Origin of the sequence: Oribacterium sp. oral taxon 102 (genome assembly GCF_013394775.1) — a bacterium.
Taxonomy (GTDB): domain Bacteria; phylum Bacillota; class Clostridia; order Lachnospirales; family Lachnospiraceae; genus Oribacterium.
Genome location: NZ_JABXYT010000001.1, coordinates 1,015,701 through 1,036,794 on the forward strand (window position 1 = coordinate 1,015,701; position 21,094 = coordinate 1,036,794).

The following is a 21,094-nucleotide window of genomic DNA, read 5'->3' on the forward strand; positions in this document are numbered from 1 at the left end:
GCAGAACTGCGGCGGCCTCTTCGTTTGACAGATGTCAGGGAAAAAGGGCGATAGAATGAAAAAAAACTTTGAGATTTACTATACCTCGGATGTGCATGGCAGCATCTTCCCTGTGGACTATGCCGGCGGGCGGGAGAAGCGCTGCGGTATCCTGAACTATGCGGCGGAGATCGTGAAGACCGGAAATACGCTGGTGCTGGACGGCGGAGACAGCCTGCAGGGAACGCCGCTTCTGAGCTACTATCTGGAGCACCGGGAGGACTTCCCGTACCAGCCGATGGCGGAGGCGTTCGGGGAGGCGGGACTGGACTGCTTCACGCTGGGGAACCATGACTTCAATTTCGGCTATGCTCCGCTCCGCGACTATGTCTGTGCGCTGCAGGAGAAGGGCACGGACTGTGTCTGCGCCAATGTCAGAGATCTCCGCGGCGGGCTTCCGCTTCTGCCGTATGTGATCCGGACGCTTGAGAATGGGCTTCGGATCGGAATCACCGGATTGGTGACAGATTCTGTCAAGGTCTGGGAGGATCCGGCGCATCTCGTCGATCTGGAGATCACGGATCCGTTGGAAAAAGCGGAGGAAATGCTGCGAATCCTGCGGGGGCAGTGCGACGTGACGGTCTGCATCTATCACGGAGGATATGAGGAGGAACTCGAAAGCGGGAGAAGGCTTAGCGAGTCAAAGGAAAACGTTGCCTGCGCGCTCGCCCGCCGCTGCAGCTTCGACCTCCTCCTGACCGGACACCAGCATATGGCGATAGAGGGCAGGCGGCTCTATGGGAGCTATACCGTACAGCCCGCAGCGAATCTGGAGCATTACTTCCATATATTCGGGGAGGCAGAGCTTGCGGGCGGAACGCGTACGGCACTTATTCTCCGGAGTCAGAGAAAGCCGTTAGGGACAAAGCATGGAGCGGATTGCTTCCGACGGCTTTCCGAGCTGGAAACGCGGACAGAAGCATGGCTTTCGGAGACCATCGGGAGGCTCCCGGCGGCGCTGCCCCCGGAGGATAAGCTGGAGATCGCGCTGCATGGCAGCAGGGTGGCGGCACTCTTCAATCAGATCCAGCTTCTGGAAACGGGCGCGGATTTCTCCTGCACAGGGCTCGGCAACGCACCGATCGGTCTGCCGCGGGAGCTCAGCATCCGCAGCATCTATACCGCGTACCCCTTCGCGAATACGATCATCGTGAAGGAGGTGACGAGAGAGAGCCTGAGGGCGGCGCTGGAGCGCTGTGCGATGTATCTGGAGCTGGACGGGGAGGGGAAGCCGCGCTTCTCCGATGCCTTTATGAAGCCGAAGGTCGAGCATTACAACTATGACTTCTATGCCGGTCTGGACTATGCCTTCGACCTCAGGAAGCCTGCCGGGGAGCGGGTGGTGCGGCTCAGAAGGCTGGACGGTACGGAGCTTCAGAGCGGAAACGTCTACCGTCTCGCGCTCAGCAACTACCGCGCGACGGGGACGGGCGGCTATCCGATGCTGGGAGCAGCACGCGAGGTCTACAGCGGCGCAGATAATGTGCAGGATCTGCTGATCGCGTATATTCGTCGTGCAGGAGAGCTGTCGATTCCGGAGAACTACCGATTTTCGGTGAGATATTAGGGGACGCATCTATTTTCAGGAGGAAAGAGCTGTGACGCGGCTGCAGGGCAGGCGGACGCGGTCTAAGGGCAGCAAAAAGCGGAGCGGGCGGAGAGAATTTCTCCGTTCACTCCGCTCTCAGTATCGTCCCGCCGCCGACGACGTCCTCGCCGTCATAGAGGACGACCGCCTGTCCTGCAGCGATTGCGCGCTCCGGTATGTCGAAGCGAATGCGGACGCTGCCGTCCGGGAGGGGCTCCGCGGTGGCGGGAACCTCCTTTGCCTTGTAGCGAGTCTTCGCGGTGACGCGAAGCGCAGCGGGCGGCGTCTCATACTTGATCCAGTTAAAGCTCCCGGCGAGGAGGCTGTCCGAATAGAGGAGAGAACCTGTTGTCAGGATGACGCGGTTCTCTGCCATGTCCTTCCCGGCGACGTACATCGGAGCGGGAAGCGAGAGCCCCAGCCCCTTTCTCTGTCCGATGGTGTAGCGGATGATGCCGCGGTGCCTGCCGAGTAAGTGTCCCGCCTCGTCCACGAAGTCACCCTCCGGATACTGCACGCTGCGGTATTTCTCGATGAAATCTCCGTAATCTCCATTTGTCACGAAGCAGATGTCCTGTGAGTCATGCTTCCGGGCGTTCAGGAAATGATACTGCGCCGCGCGGGCGCGCACTGCCTCCTTACTCTCGAACTCTCCGAGGGGGAAGGCGCTGTGAGAGAGCTGCTCCTGACTGAGGAAGTAGAGCACATAGCTCTGATCCTTCGCAGCATTCCTCGCTTTTTTCAGGAGATAGCGGCCGCTCACAGGATCCTGTTCGATGCGGGCATAGTGGCCGGTGACGATCAGATCGCAATGAAGCGCTGCCGCGCGGCGGTAGAGCTTTTCGTGCTTCATATAGCGGTTGCAGTCGATGCAGGGATTCGGTGTCCCGCCCTGCTCGTAGATGCGCACGAAGCGCTCGATCACCTGCTTTTGAAAATCGTCTGTGAAGTTCAGAACATAGAAGGGAATATCCAGCGCATCGGCGACCTGCCGGGCATCGGCGGCGTCCTCGGCGGTGCAGCAGGTATTGCTCCGGCAGCCGCCTGCATCCTCTCCCGAATAGAGCTTCATCGTGACGCCGATGCAGTCATAGCCCCGCTCCTTCATCAGCGCGGCGGCGACGGAGCTGTCGACGCCGCCGCTCATGGCGATCAATGCTTTTTTTGCCATTGGGCTGTTTTTCTCCTCTTTTCCGCGGATATACCGCTTAATACTTCACCTTCCCCTCCGCGACAGCGCGCAGGTGCTGCCCGTAGGGGCTTTTGCCGTAGCGCTCTGCGGAGCGCAGCAGCATTTCCCTGTCGATCCAGCGGTTGATGTAGGCGATTTCCTCAGGCGCGGAGATCGTGATGCCCTGCAGCTCCTCGATCGTATGAACGAATTCCGCTGCCTCCAGAAGGCTCGCCATTGTCCCTGTATCGAGCCATGCGAAGCCGCGACCGAGGCGCTGTACATTGAGTCTGTCTTCCCTGAGATACATCTCATTCAGCGACGTGATCTCGAGCTCGCCTCTCGCAGAGGGCTGTACCGTATGCGCCTTCGCGCTGACGCCCGCCGGGTAGAAGTAGAGACCGGTTACGGCATAGTTGCTCTTCGGCTGCGCCGGCTTCTCCTCGATCGAAACTGCGCGGCCCGCTGCGTCGAATTCGACAATGCCGAAGCGCTCCGGATCATTGACATAGTAGCCGAAGACCGTGGCGCGTCCCGCCTCCGCGTCTGCCGCAGCGGTTCGCAGGATCCTGCCGAAGCCGTTGCCGTAGAAGATATTGTCGCCAAGCACCATCGCGCAGGCATCCGAACCGATGAACGTCTCTCCGAGCGTGAACGCCTGTGCGAGTCCGTCCGGAGACGGCTGTACCTTGTAGGACAGACGGACGCCGAACTGACTGCCGTCACCGAGCAGCGCCTCGAAGCGCGGTGTATCCTCCGGTGTGGAAATGATCAGGATGTCCTGAATGCCGGCAAGCATCAGTGTGGACAGCGGGTAGTAGACCATCGGCTTGTCATAGACCGGCAGGAGCTGCTTGCTGGTTACCATGGTGAGCGGATAGAGACGGGTGCCGGAGCCGCCTGCGAGTACAATGCCCTTCATCGATCCAGAACCTCCTTCTTCCCATACATTTCGGCGTAATAGTTCTGGTACTCACCGGAGATGATATTCTCCCACCACTCACGGTTGTCGAGATACCATTGAATCGTCTTCTTGATTCCGTCTCGGAACATGGTTTCCGGCAGCCAGCCGAGCTCGCTGTGGATCTTTGTCGGGTCGATGGCGTAGCGCTGGTCGTGTCCCTTCCGGTCGGTGACATGCTCAATCAGGCTCTCCGGCTTCCCGAGCGTCTCGCAGATCAGCTTCACGATCTCGATATTCTTCATCTCATTGTGTCCGCCGATGTTGTAGACCTCGCCGACGCTGCCCTTCCGGAGGATCAGGTCGATCGCCTTGCAGTGATCCTCCACATAGAGCCAGTCGCGGACATTCTGTCCTTCTCCGTAGACCGGAAGTTTCCGGTCGGCGAGTGCATTGGCAATCATCAGCGGGATCAACTTCTCCGGGAACTGATAGGGACCGTAGTTATTGGAGCAGCGGCTGATCGTGACCGGCAGTCCGAAGGTTCTGTGATATGCCATGACGAGCAGGTCTGCGCTCGCCTTGGAGGAGCTGTAGGGGCTCGAGGTGTGGAGCGGCGTGTCCTCGTGGAAGAAGAGATCCGGACGGTCGAGCGGCAGGTCTCCGTAGACCTCATCCGTGGAAACCTGATGATAGCGCCGGATTCCGTACTTCCGGCAGGCATCCATCAGGACTGCCGTGCCGATGATATTGGTCTGGAGGAAAATCTCCGGATTTTCGATGGAGCGATCCACATGGGACTCTGCCGCGAAGTTCACGACCATGTCCGGCTTTTCCTCCTCGAAGAGACGGTATACGCCCTCCCGGTTGCAGATGTCCAGCTTCACGAAGCGGAAATTCGGCTCGTCGAGCACGCTCTTCAATGTAGACAGATTTCCGGCATAGGTCAGCGCATCCACGCAGACAATGCGATCCTCCGGGTGCTTTGCAAGCTCCAGAAAGACGAAGTTGCTTCCGATAAACCCGGCGCCGCCGGTTACGATAATAGTCATGAGTATTCCTCCTAAGCGTTTTCTTCTGCTGATTGTAGCATAAAAGCTGCCCTTAGGGCAGTCGTAAGGTTTTTTTTTGATTTTTTTAATTTTCCGTAAAACTTTACAGAATATTTATTTGCAATCTGCTATATTAAATTTTATGGTGCAATAGTATCTCGATAGATCGGAAAAGTCACGTGCCATGGGCGTCATGAATAAAGCGGCGTTTCCTTAGAAATGGAAATAGTCTTTTGCGGTACGGGAGGAAGGATGAGAAAGAAATTCAGGAAAACTTTTTTTGCTTCGGCCTTGCGGCTTTGCATGGGAGCCGGAATGCTTCTGCTCTTCAGAACAAACGTTCTCGCCGCGGATGCGGGCTGGAAATATGAGAACCATGTGTGGAAATATTATAAGGAAGATAAAAGTCCGTATCTTGGCTGGCTCAATACGGGCACGGACTGGTATTATCTGGATCCCGCAAGCGGAAATATGAAAACAGGCTGGATCCGGCATTCGGACGGAAGGTGGTATTTTCTGAATACCGGCTCGGGGAGCGCGCTCGGAGCCATGCTGAGGGGCTGGCAGTGGATAGACGGATACTGCTATTATTTTGATGCTGTCTCGGGAAGAATGTATGAAAACGAGGCGACACCTGACGGATACAGGGTGGACGCGCTGGGCAGATGCCTCGACAGTACCGGCGGGAGTCTGTTTCTGGAGGGGAAGGGAATTCTTAGCGGAAAAGAAGCGGCAATGCCTGCAATGGCATCTGCGGTGTCAGGCGGAGGCGGGATAAGCAGCAGGAGCAGCAGCGGCGCAGGGAGAGGCGGAAGCACGGGAAGCAGCGGTATCGGCAGAGGCAGCGCGGGCAGGAGCAGCGGGGGAGGCAGTGCCGGAAGAAACGGCGGCACGGGCAGAAGCAGCAGTTCCGGCGGGGGAAGCGCAGGCAATGCGGGAAATGCAGTTGGGGACAGCATAGAGCGCGGCGAAACAGATACGAAGAAAAACGAAAATCGCATCGCCGATATACCGAAGAGAGAGACGGATTCCAACAGCAAAACGGAATCGAGGACGGAAGAAAAGCCGGAGCTCCCCAAGATCCCGGAAAAGAAGGAAAACATTGCCACAGGCTCGGAGATCCCCAAGGAGCATACGGAAGAACGGAGCACAGAAGAGAAAAAAACGGAAGAACAGCCTGTGGGGGAAGCGCAGGAATCGGAAGAACAGCAGCCGAAGAAGGAGCAGAAAACAGAAGAAGCAGGCACGCAGCATACAGAGGAACAGCATAAAGCAGAAGAACAGAGCCCCGAAGCAGAGCCGGAAACTGAAGAAACAGCAGAGTCGAAATCGGAAGAAGGAACAGAGAAAAAGACAGAAGACAAGAATGAAGGTGACGACACGGAATCCCCGTCTGAGGAGAGAATGGCAGAGGCAGAGCGGATAGAGAGGGAAAAGGCGGATAAGGTATATAAGGAGCTCAGCAGCCGCTCCAATCAAAATGTGGAGCAGTATAAAGCAGACGACGGAACGGTACATACCATAATCTGGGTACAGGGGATCAATGCCCCCAGAATGGGGGAGAGCGGAGATTTCAGGAAAGAGATCCTGAAGCAGGGCGACGATACCTATGTGGACTATATCGCGGAATATGCACCCGGGAATTCATGGTTTGACGTAAATAAGTCGGACATAGGCTCTGCGGAATATGAGAGGGACAAAAATCTGTGCTTCGCTGCTTCGGCTTCCAATATGCTGCACTGGTGGATGGAGCAGAATGCGGCGTATATTACGGCGTATGAACAAAAAAACGGGAATCCCGCAAGGGCAGTCGGAAATAAAATTTATACGCTGGAGGATCTGAGGACAGCTCCCGCAAGCCAAACCGAGAGTGAGGTATTTGCGTTCTTTAAAGACATCTATGGAAACAATGAAAAAGGATTCTTTACGGATCTTTTGGCAGATCTCTTCATAAACGGCTATACACCGAAGAAAAACGGAGGAACCAATCTCGAAAGGGAGGATCTGGAGCCGGATACAAGAGCGGGATTTTTCTATGAGGTATTTCAGGGAGGCCTTCTTACGGACAGAAGCTATAGAGGAGGATATCGGGACTTCGGAGAGTCCCTGAAGGAAATACTCGGAGGCGGACAGATTGCAGGCGTTTCACATACGGTAGTAAACAACTACAATCATGTGATCACGATCTGGGGGGCGGAATATGACCTTGATGGCAGGATTGTCGCCATATACGTGACGGATTCCGATGACCGTGAGGGTGTGGAAATAGGGATGAAGCGCTATGGCGTAAGGAATGCAAACGGAAAAGCCAAGCTCAGTACCAATATCAGCAATAAGGCGCATGGGTCAAATGTGGGATATCTGTATATGCTTTCTCTGGGAAAGGAAAAGTGGAAGGAATATCTGGAGGAATAGCCGGAGAGAAAACCGTCTGCCTTGCGGCAGGCGGTTTTTCTGTCAGGAAAAACAGAAGACTTATGACGGGGGGCTGCGGTTGCAGGAGCTGCTGCATATTGTATAAAAAAAAAAATATGCTACAATTCTAAAATAATCAAGATGAAGCTTCGAAAGGAAGGATTTCCATGAGGATATTTGTAACAGGCGTGGGAGGGCAACTCGGACACGATGTGATGAATGAGATAGCAGCGCGCGGACATGAGGGGATCGGCTCCGATCTTATGGAGCGCTACAGCGGAATGCAGGACGGGAGCCCGGTCTGCACCATGCCTTATGTACAGATGGACATTACGAATCGCGCGGAGGTCGAGCGCGTGCTCGGTGCGTATAAACCGGACGCAGTTATTCACTGCGCGGCGTGGACTGCGGTGGACAAGGCGGAGGAGGAAGCATTCCGGGATAAGGTCACGGCGATCAATGTGGACGGCACACGGCATATCGCGGACTGCGTGAAGCGGCTGGACGCGAAGCTGCTTTATATCTCTACGGACTATGTCTTCGACGGGCAGGGGACGGAGCCGTGGAAGCCGGAGCAGAAGAACTATGCGCCGCTCAATCATTACGGCAGGACGAAGCTCGGCGGAGAGCTTGCGGTCTCGGAAACACTGGATAAATACTTCATTGTCCGCATCGCGTGGGTCTTCGGGCTGAACGGGAACAACTTTATAAAGACTATGCTGCGGGTCGGGAAGACGCACGATACGGTACGCGTCGTGAACGACCAGATCGGCACACCGACCTATACGCTGGATCTCGCGCGGCTGCTTGTAGATATGGCAGAGACGGAGAAATACGGCTATTATCATGCAACCAATGAGGGCGGCTATATTTCGTGGTATGAATTTACGAGGGAGATCTACCGGCAGGCGGGTTATACGACGGAGGTACTGCCGGTGACGACAGCAGAGTATGGAAAGAGTCTGGCAGCGCGTCCGTTCAATTCCCGCCTGGATCGCTCGAAGCTTACAGAGCAGGGCTTCACACCGCTTCCGGACTGGAGAGACGCGCTGGCGCGCTATCTCCGCGAGGTGCGGCTCGAGGAGTGAGCAGGGCAGGGGACGGAAAAGCGGCGGACAGGGAAGCGGGGGCAGGGAAGCCCGAGCTGCTGCGGGTACGAGGGCAGAGCCCTTTTTGTGGAGGAGAGGATACGATGGGAAAGTATTTCGGAACGGATGGCTATCGAGGAGAGGCGAATGTGGATCTGACGGCGGATTCTGCGTTCCGCGTCGGGAAATTCCTGGGCTGGTACTACCAGAGGGGATTAAAGCCGGAGGAGCGATGCCGTATCGTGATCGGCAAGGATACGAGACGCTCGAGCTATATGTTCGAGTATGCGCTTGCGGCAGGCATCACAGCGGCAGGGAGCGACGCCTATCTGATGCATGTTACGACGACGCCGTCGGTGAGCTACATCGTCCGCTCGGAGGACTTCCAGTGCGGCGTGATGATTTCCGCCTCCCACAATCCGTTCTATGACAATGGCATCAAGGTCATCAATGAGAATGGAGAGAAGCTCGGAGACGAGGTGATCGCGGAGATCGAGAGCTATCTCGACGGACGGACGCCGGAGGTACCGCTCGCCATCGGAGAGGGGATCGGCAGGACAGTGGACTTCGCGGCGGGGCGGAACCGCTATATCGGCTATCTGATTTCTCTCGCGACGCGCAGCTTCAAGGGGCAGAAAATCGCGCTGGACTGCTCGAACGGCTCCGCCAGCTCCTGTGCCAAGGCGGTATTCGACGCGCTGGGAGCGGATACCCATGTGATCCACAATGCGCCGAATGGTCTGAACATCAATGCGGACTGCGGCTCGACGCATATCGAGAGCCTGCAGCGCTATGTCGTATCGGAGGGCTGTGATGTCGGTTTCGCCTATGACGGCGATGCAGATCGCTGCCTTGCGGTGGATCAGGAGGGAAATCTGGTAGACGGTGACCAGATCATGTACGTCTGCGGCAGGTATATGAAGGAGAAGGGGCAGCTTCACGAAGACACGATCGTGACGACCATCATGTCGAACTTCGGACTTTACAAGGCTCTGGACGAGGCGGGAATTCGATACCGGAAGACGAAGGTCGGCGACCGCTTCGTCTACGAGGATATGTCGGAGAACGGCTTTTCGCTCGGCGGAGAGCAGAGCGGTCACATCATTTTTCTGCGGCATGCAACGACAGGAGACGGCATTCTGACTTCTCTGAAGGTCATGGAGGCGATGCTCGAGAAGAAGGAGAGCCTGAAGAAGCTCTGTGAGGGCTTCCGAGCTTATCCGCAGGTTTTGAGGAATGTTCGTGTGAAGGACAAGGCACAGGCGCAGAACGACCCGCGTGTGCAGGAGGCGGTGGAGCGGGTGACGGCTGCGCTCGGCACAGAGGGGCGGGTGCTGCTCCGCGCCTCCGGCACAGAGCCTCTGATTCGTGTGATGGCGGAGGCGCAGACGCTGGGGCTCTGCGAGAAATATGTGGATGAGCTGATCGAGGTGCTGCGGGGGGCGGGACTGCTGCTCGATCAGGAGCAGGCAGCAGGAGGACAGAAAAGATAAGAATATAAAGCTATAGGAAAAGGATGAGAAATAATACCGGGGAATGTCTGCATTCCCCAAATAGATATATCCGGAAAACAGATTCGATGATATAATCTCAGGCAATATTAGTCTGCAAAGACATTACTTATATTGAGGAGGGAAAGCCGATGTTGAACTATCAGCGATATAAAAAATTTCCGATTTTTCACTATCCGGAACGAAGCTGGATGGACAAGGAGATCACAAAGGCGCCGGTATGGTGCTCAGTGGATCTTCGGGATGGGAATCAGGCGCTCGTTGAGCCGATGTCTGTCGAGGAGAAGATCGAATTTTTCAATATGCTGGTGAAGCTCGGCTTCAAGGAGATCGAGGTGGGATTTCCGGCGGCGAGCCAGATCGAGTATGACTTTCTCAGGAATCTGATTGAGCGCAGACTGATTCCGGACGATGTCACCGTGCAGGTGCTCGTTCAGTGCAGAGAATCTCTGCTTGAGCGAACCTTTCAGTGCCTCCGCGGGCTCGGGAGGGCGATCGTCCACATCTACAATTCCACCTCGGTGCTGCAAAGAGATGTGGTCTTCGGCAAGTCCCGGGAGGAGATCACGGATATCGCGCTGACCGGCACAGAGCTCGTCAAGCGCTATGCGAAGGACTTCGACGGAGAGATCCGGCTCGAATACAGCCCGGAGAGCTTCACCGGTACGGAGATGGATTATGCACGTGATATCTGCAATGCGGTCATCGAGGCATGGGATGCCGGGGAGGGTAGGAAGATCATCATTAACCTGCCGTCTACAGTGGAGCTGCATACACCGAATGTCTATGCCGATCAGATCGAGTATATGTCGAGAAATCTTTCACGCCGGAAGCATGTCATCCTCTCCGTACACCCGCACAATGACCGCGGCGAGGGAGTCGCGGCGACGGAGCTCGCGCTGCTTGCGGGGGCGGATCGTGTCGAGGGTACGCTTTTCGGAAACGGGGAGCGCACCGGAAACGTCGATATCCTGACCATTGCCTACAATATGTTTTCGCATGGGATAGACCCGCGGCTGGAGCTCGGCAATGTGCGGGAGATCCAGGAGGTTTATGAGAGGTGCACGAAGATGAATGTGCCTCCGCGGCACCCCTATGCCGGCAAGCTGGTATTCACGGCATTTTCCGGATCACATCAGGATGCCATCAACAAGGGCGTGCAGATGATGACGGAGCGGAGGAGCCCGTATTGGGAGGTGCCCTATCTTCCGATCGACCCTGCGGATATTGGGAGAGAGTATGAGCCGATCGTCCGGATCAACTCGCAGTCCGGGAAGGGCGGTGTCGCCTTCGTGCTCGGCTCTCAGTTCGGCTACAAGCTCCCGAAGGCGATGCAGAGAGAGTTTGCGGACTACATCCAGCGGCTTTCCGAGCAGCAGGGAGAGGTCAGCCCGGAGCAGATCTTCGATGTCTTCCGCGCGGTATATATCGAAGCGAAGGAGCCGATTCACTTCAAGAACGTCCGCATTACCGATACAGACAACGGGGACGATACCTATACCTCTCTGGTCAATGTAAGCTACCTGAACCACGGCGTGATGAAGAGCTTCAGCGGCGCCGGCAATGGACCGATCGATGCGGTGCAGGCGGGACTGGATCAGGAGCTCGGCATCGAGGTGAAGGTGCTCGACTATTCCGAGCACGCTCTGACCTCCGGCTCCGGTGCGAAGGCGGTTTCCTATATTCACCTGCTGGATGAGAAGAGCGGCAGAACCTCCTATGGTGTCGGAATCTCGTCCAATATCACGCGTTCCTCAATCCGCGCCTTCTTCAGCGCGGTGAACCGGATGTTCTATCAGGAGGAGACAGAGAAAGCGGGCAGGCAGCGCGTCGAGGAATCAAAGGGAGCGGGAAGCGCAAGCTCTCTCTACTCCGCTCTCTGACAAATGCTCCGGCGGAGGAGCTGTATATCTTAAACTTTGCGTCATAACGATGCAGGTAGCGGTTTTTTATGCTATACTGTGCCGGTATGACGCTTGTTTTATCAGGGGGCGGAAAGGAGAAATGACAGCTATGAATATCCTGTATGCTTCGGACGACGGATTCTGCCGGCATCTGGCGGTTTCCATCTTCTCTTTGATCGAGCATAACCGCGGGGAGGCGCTCTGCTTCCACATCCTTTCGGACGGAATCGGGGAGAAGAACCGGGAGCTTCTCCGGCAGATGGTAGAGGATGAGGGCAAGGAGATCCGCTTCTATCCGCTTTCGGATCTGGATGCACAGCTCCGGAGCAGAGTCTACGGCATGGATACGGGGCGCTTCCGAAGCACGATCCTGGCGCGGCTCCTGATGGGGAGCCTGCTGCCGGAGACGGTGACCAAGCTGCTTTACATCGACGCGGACACCGTAGTGCTTCGTCCGATTCATAAGCTATATGCTCTCCCGCTCGGAGAGCATATCGGCGCGATGGCAGCGGAGCCGACGATCTATCCGGAGGTGAAGCGCTTTCTGGGACTTGAGGAGACGGAGCCCTACTTCAACTCCGGTGTCTTCCTCGTGAACCTCTCACGGTGGAGAGAGGAGAAGCTCGAGGAGGACTGCTTCTCCTACTATAACCGTGTGGGCGGGCGGCTGCCGTTTGCGGATCAGGATATTCTGAATGCCGTGCTGCGCGGCAGGATACTGCGGCTGCCGCAGCGTTTCAATTTCTTCAGTAATTATTATTATTTCCGCTACAGCACGCTCTGCGGCATGGCATGCTGGTATGGGGAAAGTGAGACGCGGGAGAGCTTCTTCGTGGCGAAGCATCATCCGGTGATCGCGCATTTTGCAGGAGCGGAGCGGCCGTGGATCCGAGGGAACCGGAATCATTACCGAAGAGCCTATCGTCTATACCTGTCTCGGACACCCTATGCCGGCGCGAAGCCGGAGCGCGGGAAGCGGCTTGCCATGTGCGCCTATCACATGATGAATCTGCTGACCTTTCTCCGGCCGGATATCCGGAAGCTTCTTTCCGAGCTGTATTACCGGCGGTATATCCGGAGGTTGCTCGAGAAATGAGCGGTCTTGCAGTGGTGGTTCTGAACTACAATGATTATGACAATACTTCTGCACAGGTGGAACGCATCCTCGGATATTCTGTGGTAAATGAGATCATAGTGGTAGATAACTGCTCACCTGACCGGAGCGGAGTACGCCTCAGCCGGGCGGCGGCACACTGGAACGCTGCGGAAGAGAGGAAGGGGAGGGGCAGACGGGTCGCCGTGCTTTGCGCAGGTCGAAACGGCGGCTATGGAGCCGGCAATAATCTGGGGCTTCACTATGCGGCACGGCAGGGGATGCGTCATGCTCTGATCGCGAACCCCGATACACGCTTCTCTGAGGCTCTGCTCCGCGCGATGCTCGCCGTCTTTTCCGAAGCGGAAAGACGCATAGAGCGGGGAGAGGATACAGCGCCCCTCGGTGCGATCAGCGCCCGAATGCAGGACAGACAGCATGGCAGACAGCAGAGCGCGTGGCCGATCCGGGGCTTCCTCGGGGAGCTGCTGAATTCAGGACCGCTCTGCCGGAGACTGTTCCGTCCGTTTCTGAACTATCCGGAAAGCCTGTTCCGGGGCGGAAAAATCTGCGCGGGGCAAAGGCTTATTGAGGTCTCTGTACTGCATGGCTCGCTTTTGATGCTGAATATCGATGCTTTTTGGCAGAGCGGCGGCTATGACGAGCGGATCTTCCTCTACGGAGAGGAGAATATCCTCGCAAGACGCCTTCGGGCGGCGGGCTTTCGGAGCGGATTGCTGCCGGAGCAGAGCTACTTCCACGAAAACGGCGGCAGCACCGAAAAGAGCTATCAAGCGCTGCTGCCGAGGCAGCGGCTCCGGCAGCGCTCGGAGCGCTATTACTATCGGCAGTATCTGCGGATCGGGACAGCAGCAGAGCTTCTGACGCTGCTGTTTCAGGGTGTTGTCCTTCTGGAGACAGCGGCAGCGGATCTTTGGAAGCGCAGCGGTAGCGATTGATATCTTTCTTGCCATTCGCTGAAATTCCGTTTAAATGCATGGCAATCGTTTCTGTTTCAGCGAATTGGCGGAATGATTATATCTGTGGAGGATGTTCTCCCGGGGATAGCCGGGGGGAACGAGGCGCTCTGCCCGTAGGGCAGAGCGGAACCCATGAGTAACAGGAAGGCCAATGGTACGGATTTTTTTGTGCTCCTGCAATGGAGAAAAATATATCAGAGAGCAGGTGGAATCGATTCTCCGGCAGGAGACATCGGAGCCGTTCCAGATCCTTGCCTCCGACGACGGTTCGCAGGACAGAACGGCAGAAATACTTTCTGCTTTGCAGGCGGAGGCGGGAGAGGAAAGGCTCAGGATACTGCGAAGAGAGCAGCCGAGCGGCTGTGCCTGGCGGCATTTCCTTAGTCTCTTTGCCGAGGACCGCTGGAGAGGAGCGGACTATGTCATGCTCTCCGATCAGGACGATGTCTGGGACTGTGACAAGCTGGAGCGGACGCTCCGGGAGATGAAGCGGGAGGAGGCGAAGACGCCGGGACTGCCGCTGCTGCTGCATTGTGACTCCCGTGTAGCAGACAGCACGCTTCGGGTGCTCGCGCCGTCCTTCGTTCGCTACCAGCGGATGAGTCCGGAGCGAAATCGCTTTTCCCAGCTTCTTGTTCAGAATAATGTCGTCGGCGGCGCGGTGATGGTCAATGCTGCGCTTTCGGAGCTGCTGCGGGAGGTGCCGGAGCACGCTGTGATGCACGACCAGTGGATGGCGCTTGTCGCGTCCGCCTTCGGCAGGGTGGTATTCCTGCCGGAAAGCCTGTATTGCTATCGTCAGCATGGCGGTAACGTGCTCGGCGCGGCGAAGGGCTCGCGGCTTTGGGAGGTGCTGGGGCGGCTTGGGCTCCTTCGGAACGGGAAAAGCAGGGCGGAGATGGATGCCCATTCCCGAAGCGTATATCAGGCGCTCTTTTTGCAGGCAGAGGACTTCCTCCGCATCTACGGCGCGGCACTTCCGGAGCGGGAGCGAGGCGTGCTCAGGGCGTTCCTCGCGATCCCGGAGAAGAGCCGGATCGGCAAGGCGGTACAGATTCTCCGCTATGGCTTCACCTATAACATGCTGCACAGGACGGCAGGGGAGCTGATGTTTATATGACGAGAGAGATCATGGTAAGCGTTCTGCTCGTGACCTATAATCACAGCAGATATATCGGGGAGTGCCTGGAGCATATCCTCGGACAGAAACGGGACTTCAGTATAGAGATCCTGCTCCACGACGATGCCTCCACGGATGGCGCGCAGGAGATTATACGGGACTACCAGAGACGCTATCCGGAGCTGGTGAAGCCGATCCTCCGGACAGAAAACCAGTATTCCAGAGGGAAAACGAATATCACGGGGCTTTTCAACCTGCCCCGCGCTGTCGGGAAGTATGTGGCGACGCTTGACGGAGACGATTACTGGTGCGATCCGTATAAGCTGAAAAAGCAGATCTCTTATATGGAAGCGCATCCGGATACGGCGCTCTGCTTTCATGCGGCGCGGGTGCTCCGGGAGGACGGAGGGCCGGTCAATACGGCGCTTATGACGCCGTTTCCGAGGAGCCGGGAGCTCGATCCCCGGGAGCTGGTGGATCACGCCTCGGGAGCTGCCTTCGGCAGCTTTCTGCTTCGACGGGAGATCCTGCTTCCGCTGCCTGCCTTTTACTTTACCTGTCCGGTGGGGGATCGTCCCTTGGAGCTGATCGCGGCGGCACATGGAAAAGCGTATTATTTTCGGGAGCCGATGAGCGTTTACCGCTTCCATACGGCAGGCTCGTGGTCGAGCGGGCAGTTCTCCGGGGATTATGCGGAGAAGCAGCGCCGCTATGCGGCGCAGATGGCGGAAACCTACCGGGAATTCGACCGGGAGACGGACGGGCGCTTCCATCGGGAGACGGAGAATGCCGCTGCGCGGCTTCGTTTTCTGACGGAGCTGAACCTCCGGAATTATCCTGAAATCTATGCGGAAAGGAACCGCGGCTATTACCGGGAGCTCTGTCTCCGGGACAGAGCCTTCCTCCGCTTCGAGCAGCGGCTTCCGGCACTGTACCGGCTGCTGCAGGCGCGTACGCGGGAAAAACAGGAGAAAGCATGACGGAACAGAGTTTGAAGGGAAGAGTCGTGAAGGGGCTTTTCTGGAAGCTGCTGGAGCAGGCGGGCTATCAGGGCATACAGTTTCTGGTGGCACTGCTCCTGGCACGGCTTCTGACGAAGGAGGAGTACGGCACGGTCAGCCTGATCATGATCTTCATCACCATCGCCAACACCTTCGTCCAGTCCGGCTTCGCCACGGCACTGGTGCAGAGGCGGGAGCTTCTGCCGGAGGATTATTCCTCCGTCTTCTGGCTCTCGCTGCCGCTCTCCCTCTTCTGCTATCTGCTGCTCTTCCTGAGCGCGCCGTGGATCTCCTCCTTCTACGGACTGCCCGTGCTTGCGCCGCTGGTGCGGGTCATGGGACTCGTGCTCTTCCCCGGGGCGGTGATTTCGATTCAGACCGCCTTCGTTTCGCGGAACCTGCAGTTTGACCTGCTGTTCCGCGCGACCATGACGGCGGTGCTCGGCTCCGGCGCGGTTTCCATCGGGATGGCGTACCGAGGCCTCGGGGTCTGGGCGATGGCTGCGCAGCAGCTGCTCTACTATTTCATACTGATGACAGCGCTTTTCCGGACGCTTCCATGGCGGCCGGGTCTCTGCTTCCGGAGGGGGCGGGTTCTGTCCCTCTTTTCCTTCGGCTGGAAGATCCTCGTCTCCGGACTGCTCGATACGCTCTGGCAGAATGTCTACGGGCTTCTGATCGGCAAGAGGTACTCGAGTGCGGAGCTTGGCGTTTATACCCGGGGAGAACAGTTTCCGAAGCTGCTGACGACGAATCTGACGGCGGCGATTCAGTCGGTGCTGCTGCCGGCGTACGCGAAGCTGCAGGGAGACGCCGCGGCGCTCCGGAGCGCCGCGCGGCGCTCGGTTCGTCTCTCTGCCTTCCTTGTCTTCCCGATGATGGCAGGGATGTTTGCCACTGCGCGCCCGATGGTGCGGCTGCTGCTCACAGACCGCTGGAGTGCGGCGGTTCCGTATCTCTGCCTGATGTGTGTAAGCTATGCGATCCTTCCGATCCATTCGATCAATCTGCAGCTCCTGAATGCGATGGGACATTCGGAGCTTTTCCTCAGGCTGGAGCTCCTGAAGAAGCTGCTCGGCATCCTGATTCTGCTGCTGAGCCTGCCCTACGGTATTTTTCCGATGCTGCTTCTAAAGGTGCTGGATGAGTATCTCTGTCTGCTGCTGAACGCCTTTCCGAACCGGAGGCTGCTCGGCTACGGACCGCTCCGTCAGCTTATGGATATGCTGCCGGCGCTCCTCTGCTCCGTGCTGATGGGCGGCATCACCGGCTCCCTGCTGTTGCTGAGCCTGCCCGCTGCGGGGACGCTGCTTCTGCAGATTCCCGTCGGGGCGCTGTCCTACCTGCTGCTCTCGCTGCTTTTCAACAGAGAGCCGCTTTGTTACATATATAAGCTCCTGCATAATACCGGCGAAAGGGTTTCGGGAAGAGAGGCTGAGAGATGGAAAAACTGAAGATTCTGATTGTGGACGACGAGGAAAGGATGCGGAAGCTGCTCTCCGACTTCCTGAAGATTCGGGACTTCACCGTTCTGGAGGCAGGGGACGGGGAGGCTGCGGTTGAGCTTTTCTTCGAGCAGCAGGACATCGCGCTGGTGATACTGGATGTGATGATGCCGAGGATGGACGGCTGGCAGGTACTGAAGGCGATTCGGGAGCACAGCAGGGTGCCGGTCATCATGCTGACAGCGCGTTCCGAGGAGACAGATGAGCTTCGGGGCTTCGAGTACGGGGCGGATGAATATATCTCGAAGCCCTTCTCTCCGAAGATTTTGGTCGCGCGGGTGGAAGCGATTCTGCGTCGCTCCGGCATGAATGCCGCGGAGAAGCTGAAGCTCGGCGGCATCGAGATCGATAAGTCCGCGCACACGGTTTCAGTGGAGGGGAGAGACATAGAGCTCAGCTTCAAGGAGTACGAGCTGCTGCTCTACTTTGTCGAGAACAAGGGAATCGCTTTGTCCCGGGAGAAAATTCTGAACAATGTCTGGAACTACGACTATTTCGGAGATGCCAGAACGATCGACACGCATGTGAAGAAGCTCCGCGCGAAGCTTGGGGACAAGGGAGAATATATCCGCACGGTCTGGGGAATGGGCTATAAGTTTGATCCGGAGGAGAAGGCATGAGGCTTTTTCAGAAATGCCGCTATTCGATCACCTGGCGCTTCACCTGCATTTTCGTGGGCGTGATTTCCTTTTTCCTGCTCGCGGTGATCGGCGCGAATACCTTCCTGCTGGAGCGCTACTATACGAAGGAGAAAGTGCGGGTACTGGAAAACGCTTATCTCACGGTCGACAGCATGATACGGCAGGCGGACGGGAGCGGGGAGGGTGTCGAGGCGCTCTTTCCCGAGGACTACAGCGCCGGGGACAGTGCTACGGAGACAGCGGCAACGCGTTATATCCGAAGTCTGACGGAGAGCGGGAATATCTCCGTCATCATCGTGGATACGAAGACGGATCACAGCTTCACCTCTGCGGTGAATTCCGATTTCCTGATGAAGCGGCTCGCCGCCAGTATTTTCGGAAATCGGGGACAGGGCGGGAGGCTCCTGCGCCGCTTCGAGAATTATTCGATCGAGCAGAGCCTCGACCGGAGCGGAGGAGGCGGCTATCTCGAGAGCTGGGGCTATTTCAGCGATAATACGACGAGCTTCATTATGTCGATGCCGATGTCCAGCCTGCGGGAGCCGGTCGCATTTTTCAACCGCTTCCTGCTGCTGCTCGGGATATTCGCACTGCTGCTCAGCACCGTTATCGTCTATCTCACGAGCCGGCAGATGACGAAGCCGATCAATGCGCTGGCACGGCTCTCGGAGCGGATGTCGAAGCTGGATTTCTCGGCGCGCTACTGCGGCGCTTCGGAGGATGAGCTGGGGACGCTGGGACACGCGATGAATGAAATGTCGGAGCGGCTGGAGAAGACGATCGCGGAGCTGAAAACGGCAAACAATGAGCTGCAGTCCGACATTGAAAACAAGCGGAGGATCGACGAAAGGAGGCAGGAGTTCGTAGCGAATGTCTCTCATGAGCTGAAAACGCCGATCGCGCTGATTCAGGGCTATGCGGAGGGGCTCATGGACGGGCTCGCCGAGGAGCCGGAGAGTCGGGACTACTACTGCGGCGTGATCGTGGACGAGGCGAAGAAGATGAACCGGATGGTGCGGGAGCTGATGAATCTCTCTGCGATCGAGCAGGGTAAGGAGCTGCCGGAGTTTTCCCTCTTCCCGCTCCGGCGGATCGTGGAGGAGGTGCTCAGCTCCAGCAGGCTGGTGCTGGAGCAGAAGGGAGCGAAGCTGGAGGTGGATATCCCGGAGGATCTGAAGGTCTGGGCGGATCCCTTCCAGCTCGAGGAGGTAGTGACGAACTACCTGAGCAATGCGCTGAATCATCTCGAGGAGCCGAACCAGATCAGCATTTACACGGAGAAGGAGGGCGAGGAAAAGATTTCTCTCCATGTGATGAATACCGGCAGGCAGATACCGGAGGAGAGTCTCGGGCATATCTGGGAGAAGTTCTACAAGGTGGACAAGGCGCATACCCGAAGCTATGGCGGCTCCGGCATCGGGCTGAGCATCGTGAAGGCAATCGCAGATGCTCATCATCAGAGCTGCGGGGTGAAAAATACCCGCACCGGCGTGAACTTCTGGTTCACGCTGGACAGGGAGAAGAGCGGCAGAGCGGTGCGAAACTAGAAAGGGCGGAGAGAATATGCAAAGAGAAATGGAGCTTTCCGACCTCGCGAGGGAGTATTCTGCGGAGGATATCGTACATCTGGATGCGGGAGGGTGCCGGGGCTGCTCCTACTGCTGTGAGAATGTGGGACGGTCGATCGTGCTGGATCCCTATGATTGCTTCCGCCTGTGCTGTGGGAGCGGGAGAAGCTTTGCGCAGCTGCTCTCAGAGGGACTGCTGGAGATCCATATCACAGAGGGGCTGATGCTTCCGAACCTTTCCATGCGGGGCGGGAGGGGCTGCGGCTTTCTCGAAGCGGGGCGCTGTACGATCCATAGCGCGCGGCCGGGCTTCTGTCGTCTGTTCCCGCTGGCGCGGATTTACCATGAGGGCGGCTTTTCCTATATTGTACAGAGCGGACAGTGCCGGAGAGAGCTGACCGGGCTTCGCCGGATCGCGGACTGGATCGGGGAGGCGGAGCCTGCGCGTTATGACCGCTTCCTGCTCTCCTGGCATGACTTCCGGAAGGCGCTCTCCATGCGGATCCCGGAAATGACGATGCGCGCCCAGCGGATGCTGGGGACGTATCTTCTCCGGAAGTTCTACCAGACCGCGTACTCCGACAGGGACTTCTATTCAGAGTATGAGGAGCGGCTTCAGCGCGCGGGGGAGGCGGTGCAGAGGCTCTATGGGAAATAAGCATCGGAGAGAAGAGGGGTAAGGAATGGGAGCGTATGAGGGAAGCGATCGGGACGAGCGCGAGCTTCAGGCATGCAGAGCCGAGCTTCGAGAGCTGCTTCTCGAGATGGAGCTGCACCATGAGCGGGATTCGGAGGCGGCGTTCGAGGAATGGTGGCGCAGCGAGGGAAATGAACGGCGCTATTTTGAGCGGAAACGACAGCTCGAGATCCGGGAGGAGACGATATACCGGATGCGGATGCTCGCGGAGCTTGAGCCGGAACGGCAGGGAGACACAGCGCAGGGCGCAGGCGGTACAGGCGGGGAGGAAGAATGAAGATCGAGCCGAAGCATATATGCAGTCATTGCGGGACAGAGGTTCCGGAGGGGGCAGAGTTCTGTCCGGGCTGTAAGAGAAGGATACGCCGAGAGGAAAGGGCAGGGGCGCAGGGAGAGAAGGACAGCACAGAGCCGGAGCCGTCCGGAGAGAGCGGAGAAGACAGCGTGCGGAGCGAGGCATATGTCTGGGCGCAGGCGGTACTGCCGGCACTGCTCGCGCTCAGCTTTTATTTCCTGAAGGCGGAGGAGACGGCGGAGCATCTCCGGAGGACGCTGCTGCTTTTCGGCGGGCTCACCGCGCTGTTCGGGCTGATGGATACCGCGGAGCTCAACCGCCGTCTTCATCAGCGGGGTATGCGGCTCTCCGATGAGCTTCGCTTCCAGCTTGCGTTCTTCCCGATCCTCGGTCTATGGAAGCGGAGAATGCTCCCGGGGATGGATCGGACGGCGGCATATCCGCATGTACACAGCATCCTGCTGCTGCTCTTTGTGTTTCTGATTTCCTCCGGCGGCAAGCTGGGACTTTTGCTCTATACCTGAG

18 protein-coding genes are annotated in these 21,094 nt (G+C 57.4%); 15 read left to right on the plus strand and 3 right to left on the minus strand.

The features are described from left to right. Window positions 1–55: 55 nt before the first annotated feature. The gene (locus tag HW273_RS04675; protein ID WP_179010672.1) at window positions 56–1,606 is read left to right on the plus strand and encodes a bifunctional metallophosphatase/5'-nucleotidase; all 1,551 of its coding nucleotides are present in this window, start codon (window positions 56–58) and stop codon (window positions 1,604–1,606) included. Between the two features lie 106 nt (window positions 1,607–1,712). Here HW273_RS04675 and mnmA read toward each other — a convergent pair whose 3' ends face one another. Genes mnmA through rfbB form a run of 3 tightly spaced genes read right to left on the minus strand, consistent with a single transcriptional unit; the run spans window position 1,713 to window position 4,751 of the window. After that, window positions 1,713–2,798 (minus strand): tRNA 2-thiouridine(34) synthase MnmA, encoded by a 1,086-nt coding sequence (mnmA, locus tag HW273_RS04680; protein ID WP_179010673.1) that lies wholly within the window; start codon window positions 2,796–2,798, stop codon window positions 1,713–1,715. 37 nt (window positions 2,799–2,835) lie between these two features. Beyond that, window positions 2,836–3,720 carry a glucose-1-phosphate thymidylyltransferase RfbA gene (gene rfbA / locus HW273_RS04685; RefSeq protein WP_179010674.1) on the minus strand — a complete coding sequence of 295 codons (885 nt, stop codon included), beginning with the start codon at window positions 3,718–3,720 and terminating at the stop codon, window positions 2,836–2,838. Further along, entirely contained in the window at window positions 3,717–4,751 is a 1,035-nt protein-coding gene (gene rfbB, locus HW273_RS04690; protein ID WP_179010675.1) for a dTDP-glucose 4,6-dehydratase, read from the minus strand. Before rfbB ends, rfbA begins: the two co-directional genes overlap by 4 nt. A gap of 315 nt (window positions 4,752–5,066) precedes the next feature. On the opposite strand from rfbB, the gene HW273_RS04695 reads away from it, so the two are divergent. The 14 genes from HW273_RS04695 to HW273_RS04760 all read left to right on the plus strand — a co-directional run bounded on the left by HW273_RS04695 (window position 5,067) and on the right by HW273_RS04760 (window position 21,093). After that, the gene (locus HW273_RS04695; protein WP_179010676.1) at window positions 5,067–7,166 is read left to right on the plus strand and encodes an IdeS/Mac family cysteine endopeptidase; all 2,100 of its coding nucleotides are present in this window, start codon (window positions 5,067–5,069) and stop codon (window positions 7,164–7,166) included. Between the two features lie 167 nt (window positions 7,167–7,333). Next, window positions 7,334–8,254 carry a dTDP-4-dehydrorhamnose reductase gene (rfbD, locus tag HW273_RS04700; RefSeq protein WP_179010677.1) on the plus strand — a complete coding sequence of 307 codons (921 nt, stop codon included), beginning with the start codon at window positions 7,334–7,336 and terminating at the stop codon, window positions 8,252–8,254. A gap of 104 nt (window positions 8,255–8,358) precedes the next feature. Continuing rightward, a complete protein-coding gene (glmM, locus tag HW273_RS04705; protein ID WP_179010678.1) occupies window positions 8,359–9,747 on the plus strand; it encodes a phosphoglucosamine mutase in 1,389 nt (462 codons plus the stop codon). Window positions 9,748–9,896: 149 nt separating this feature from the next. Next, window positions 9,897–11,648, plus strand: coding sequence for a 2-isopropylmalate synthase (gene leuA, locus HW273_RS04710; RefSeq protein WP_179010679.1), 1,752 nt, complete (start codon window positions 9,897–9,899; stop codon window positions 11,646–11,648). A 130-nt stretch (window positions 11,649–11,778) separates the two neighbouring features. Continuing rightward, a complete protein-coding gene (locus HW273_RS04715; RefSeq protein ID WP_179010680.1) occupies window positions 11,779–12,765 on the plus strand; it encodes a glycosyltransferase family 8 protein in 987 nt (328 codons plus the stop codon). Then, window positions 12,762–13,721, plus strand: coding sequence for a glycosyltransferase (locus HW273_RS04720; RefSeq protein WP_179010681.1), 960 nt, complete (start codon window positions 12,762–12,764; stop codon window positions 13,719–13,721). Before HW273_RS04715 ends, HW273_RS04720 begins: the two co-directional genes overlap by 4 nt. 172 nt (window positions 13,722–13,893) lie before the next feature. After that, window positions 13,894–14,862: a glycosyltransferase family 2 protein gene (locus HW273_RS04725; protein WP_179010682.1), complete on the plus strand. Its 969-nt coding sequence runs from the start codon at window positions 13,894–13,896 to the stop codon at window positions 14,860–14,862. After that, window positions 14,859–15,842, plus strand: coding sequence for a glycosyltransferase (locus HW273_RS04730; protein ID WP_179010683.1), 984 nt, complete (start codon window positions 14,859–14,861; stop codon window positions 15,840–15,842). The genes HW273_RS04725 and HW273_RS04730 overlap by 4 nt, the downstream gene beginning before the upstream one ends. After that, on the plus strand, window positions 15,839–17,317 hold the full coding sequence (locus tag HW273_RS04735) for a lipopolysaccharide biosynthesis protein (protein ID WP_179010684.1): 1,479 nt from the start codon (window positions 15,839–15,841) through the stop codon (window positions 17,315–17,317). The genes HW273_RS04730 and HW273_RS04735 overlap by 4 nt, the downstream gene beginning before the upstream one ends. After that, complete coding sequence (locus HW273_RS04740; protein ID WP_179010685.1) at window positions 17,305–17,988, plus strand: response regulator transcription factor; 684 nt, start codon at window positions 17,305–17,307, stop codon at window positions 17,986–17,988. Before HW273_RS04735 ends, HW273_RS04740 begins: the two co-directional genes overlap by 13 nt. Next, entirely contained in the window at window positions 17,985–19,556 is a 1,572-nt protein-coding gene (locus HW273_RS04745; protein WP_179010686.1) for a sensor histidine kinase, read from the plus strand. The genes HW273_RS04740 and HW273_RS04745 overlap by 4 nt, the downstream gene beginning before the upstream one ends. 16 nt (window positions 19,557–19,572) lie before the next feature. Further along, on the plus strand, window positions 19,573–20,235 hold the full coding sequence (locus HW273_RS04750) for a YkgJ family cysteine cluster protein (RefSeq protein WP_179010687.1): 663 nt from the start codon (window positions 19,573–19,575) through the stop codon (window positions 20,233–20,235). Window positions 20,236–20,260: 25 nt separating this feature from the next. After that, window positions 20,261–20,551, plus strand: coding sequence for a hypothetical protein (locus HW273_RS04755; protein WP_179010688.1), 291 nt, complete (start codon window positions 20,261–20,263; stop codon window positions 20,549–20,551). Next, on the plus strand, window positions 20,548–21,093 hold the full coding sequence (locus HW273_RS04760; protein ID WP_179010689.1) for a zinc ribbon domain-containing protein: 546 nt from the start codon (window positions 20,548–20,550) through the stop codon (window positions 21,091–21,093). Before HW273_RS04755 ends, HW273_RS04760 begins: the two co-directional genes overlap by 4 nt. The last annotated feature ends 1 nt before the right edge of the window (window position 21,094 follow it).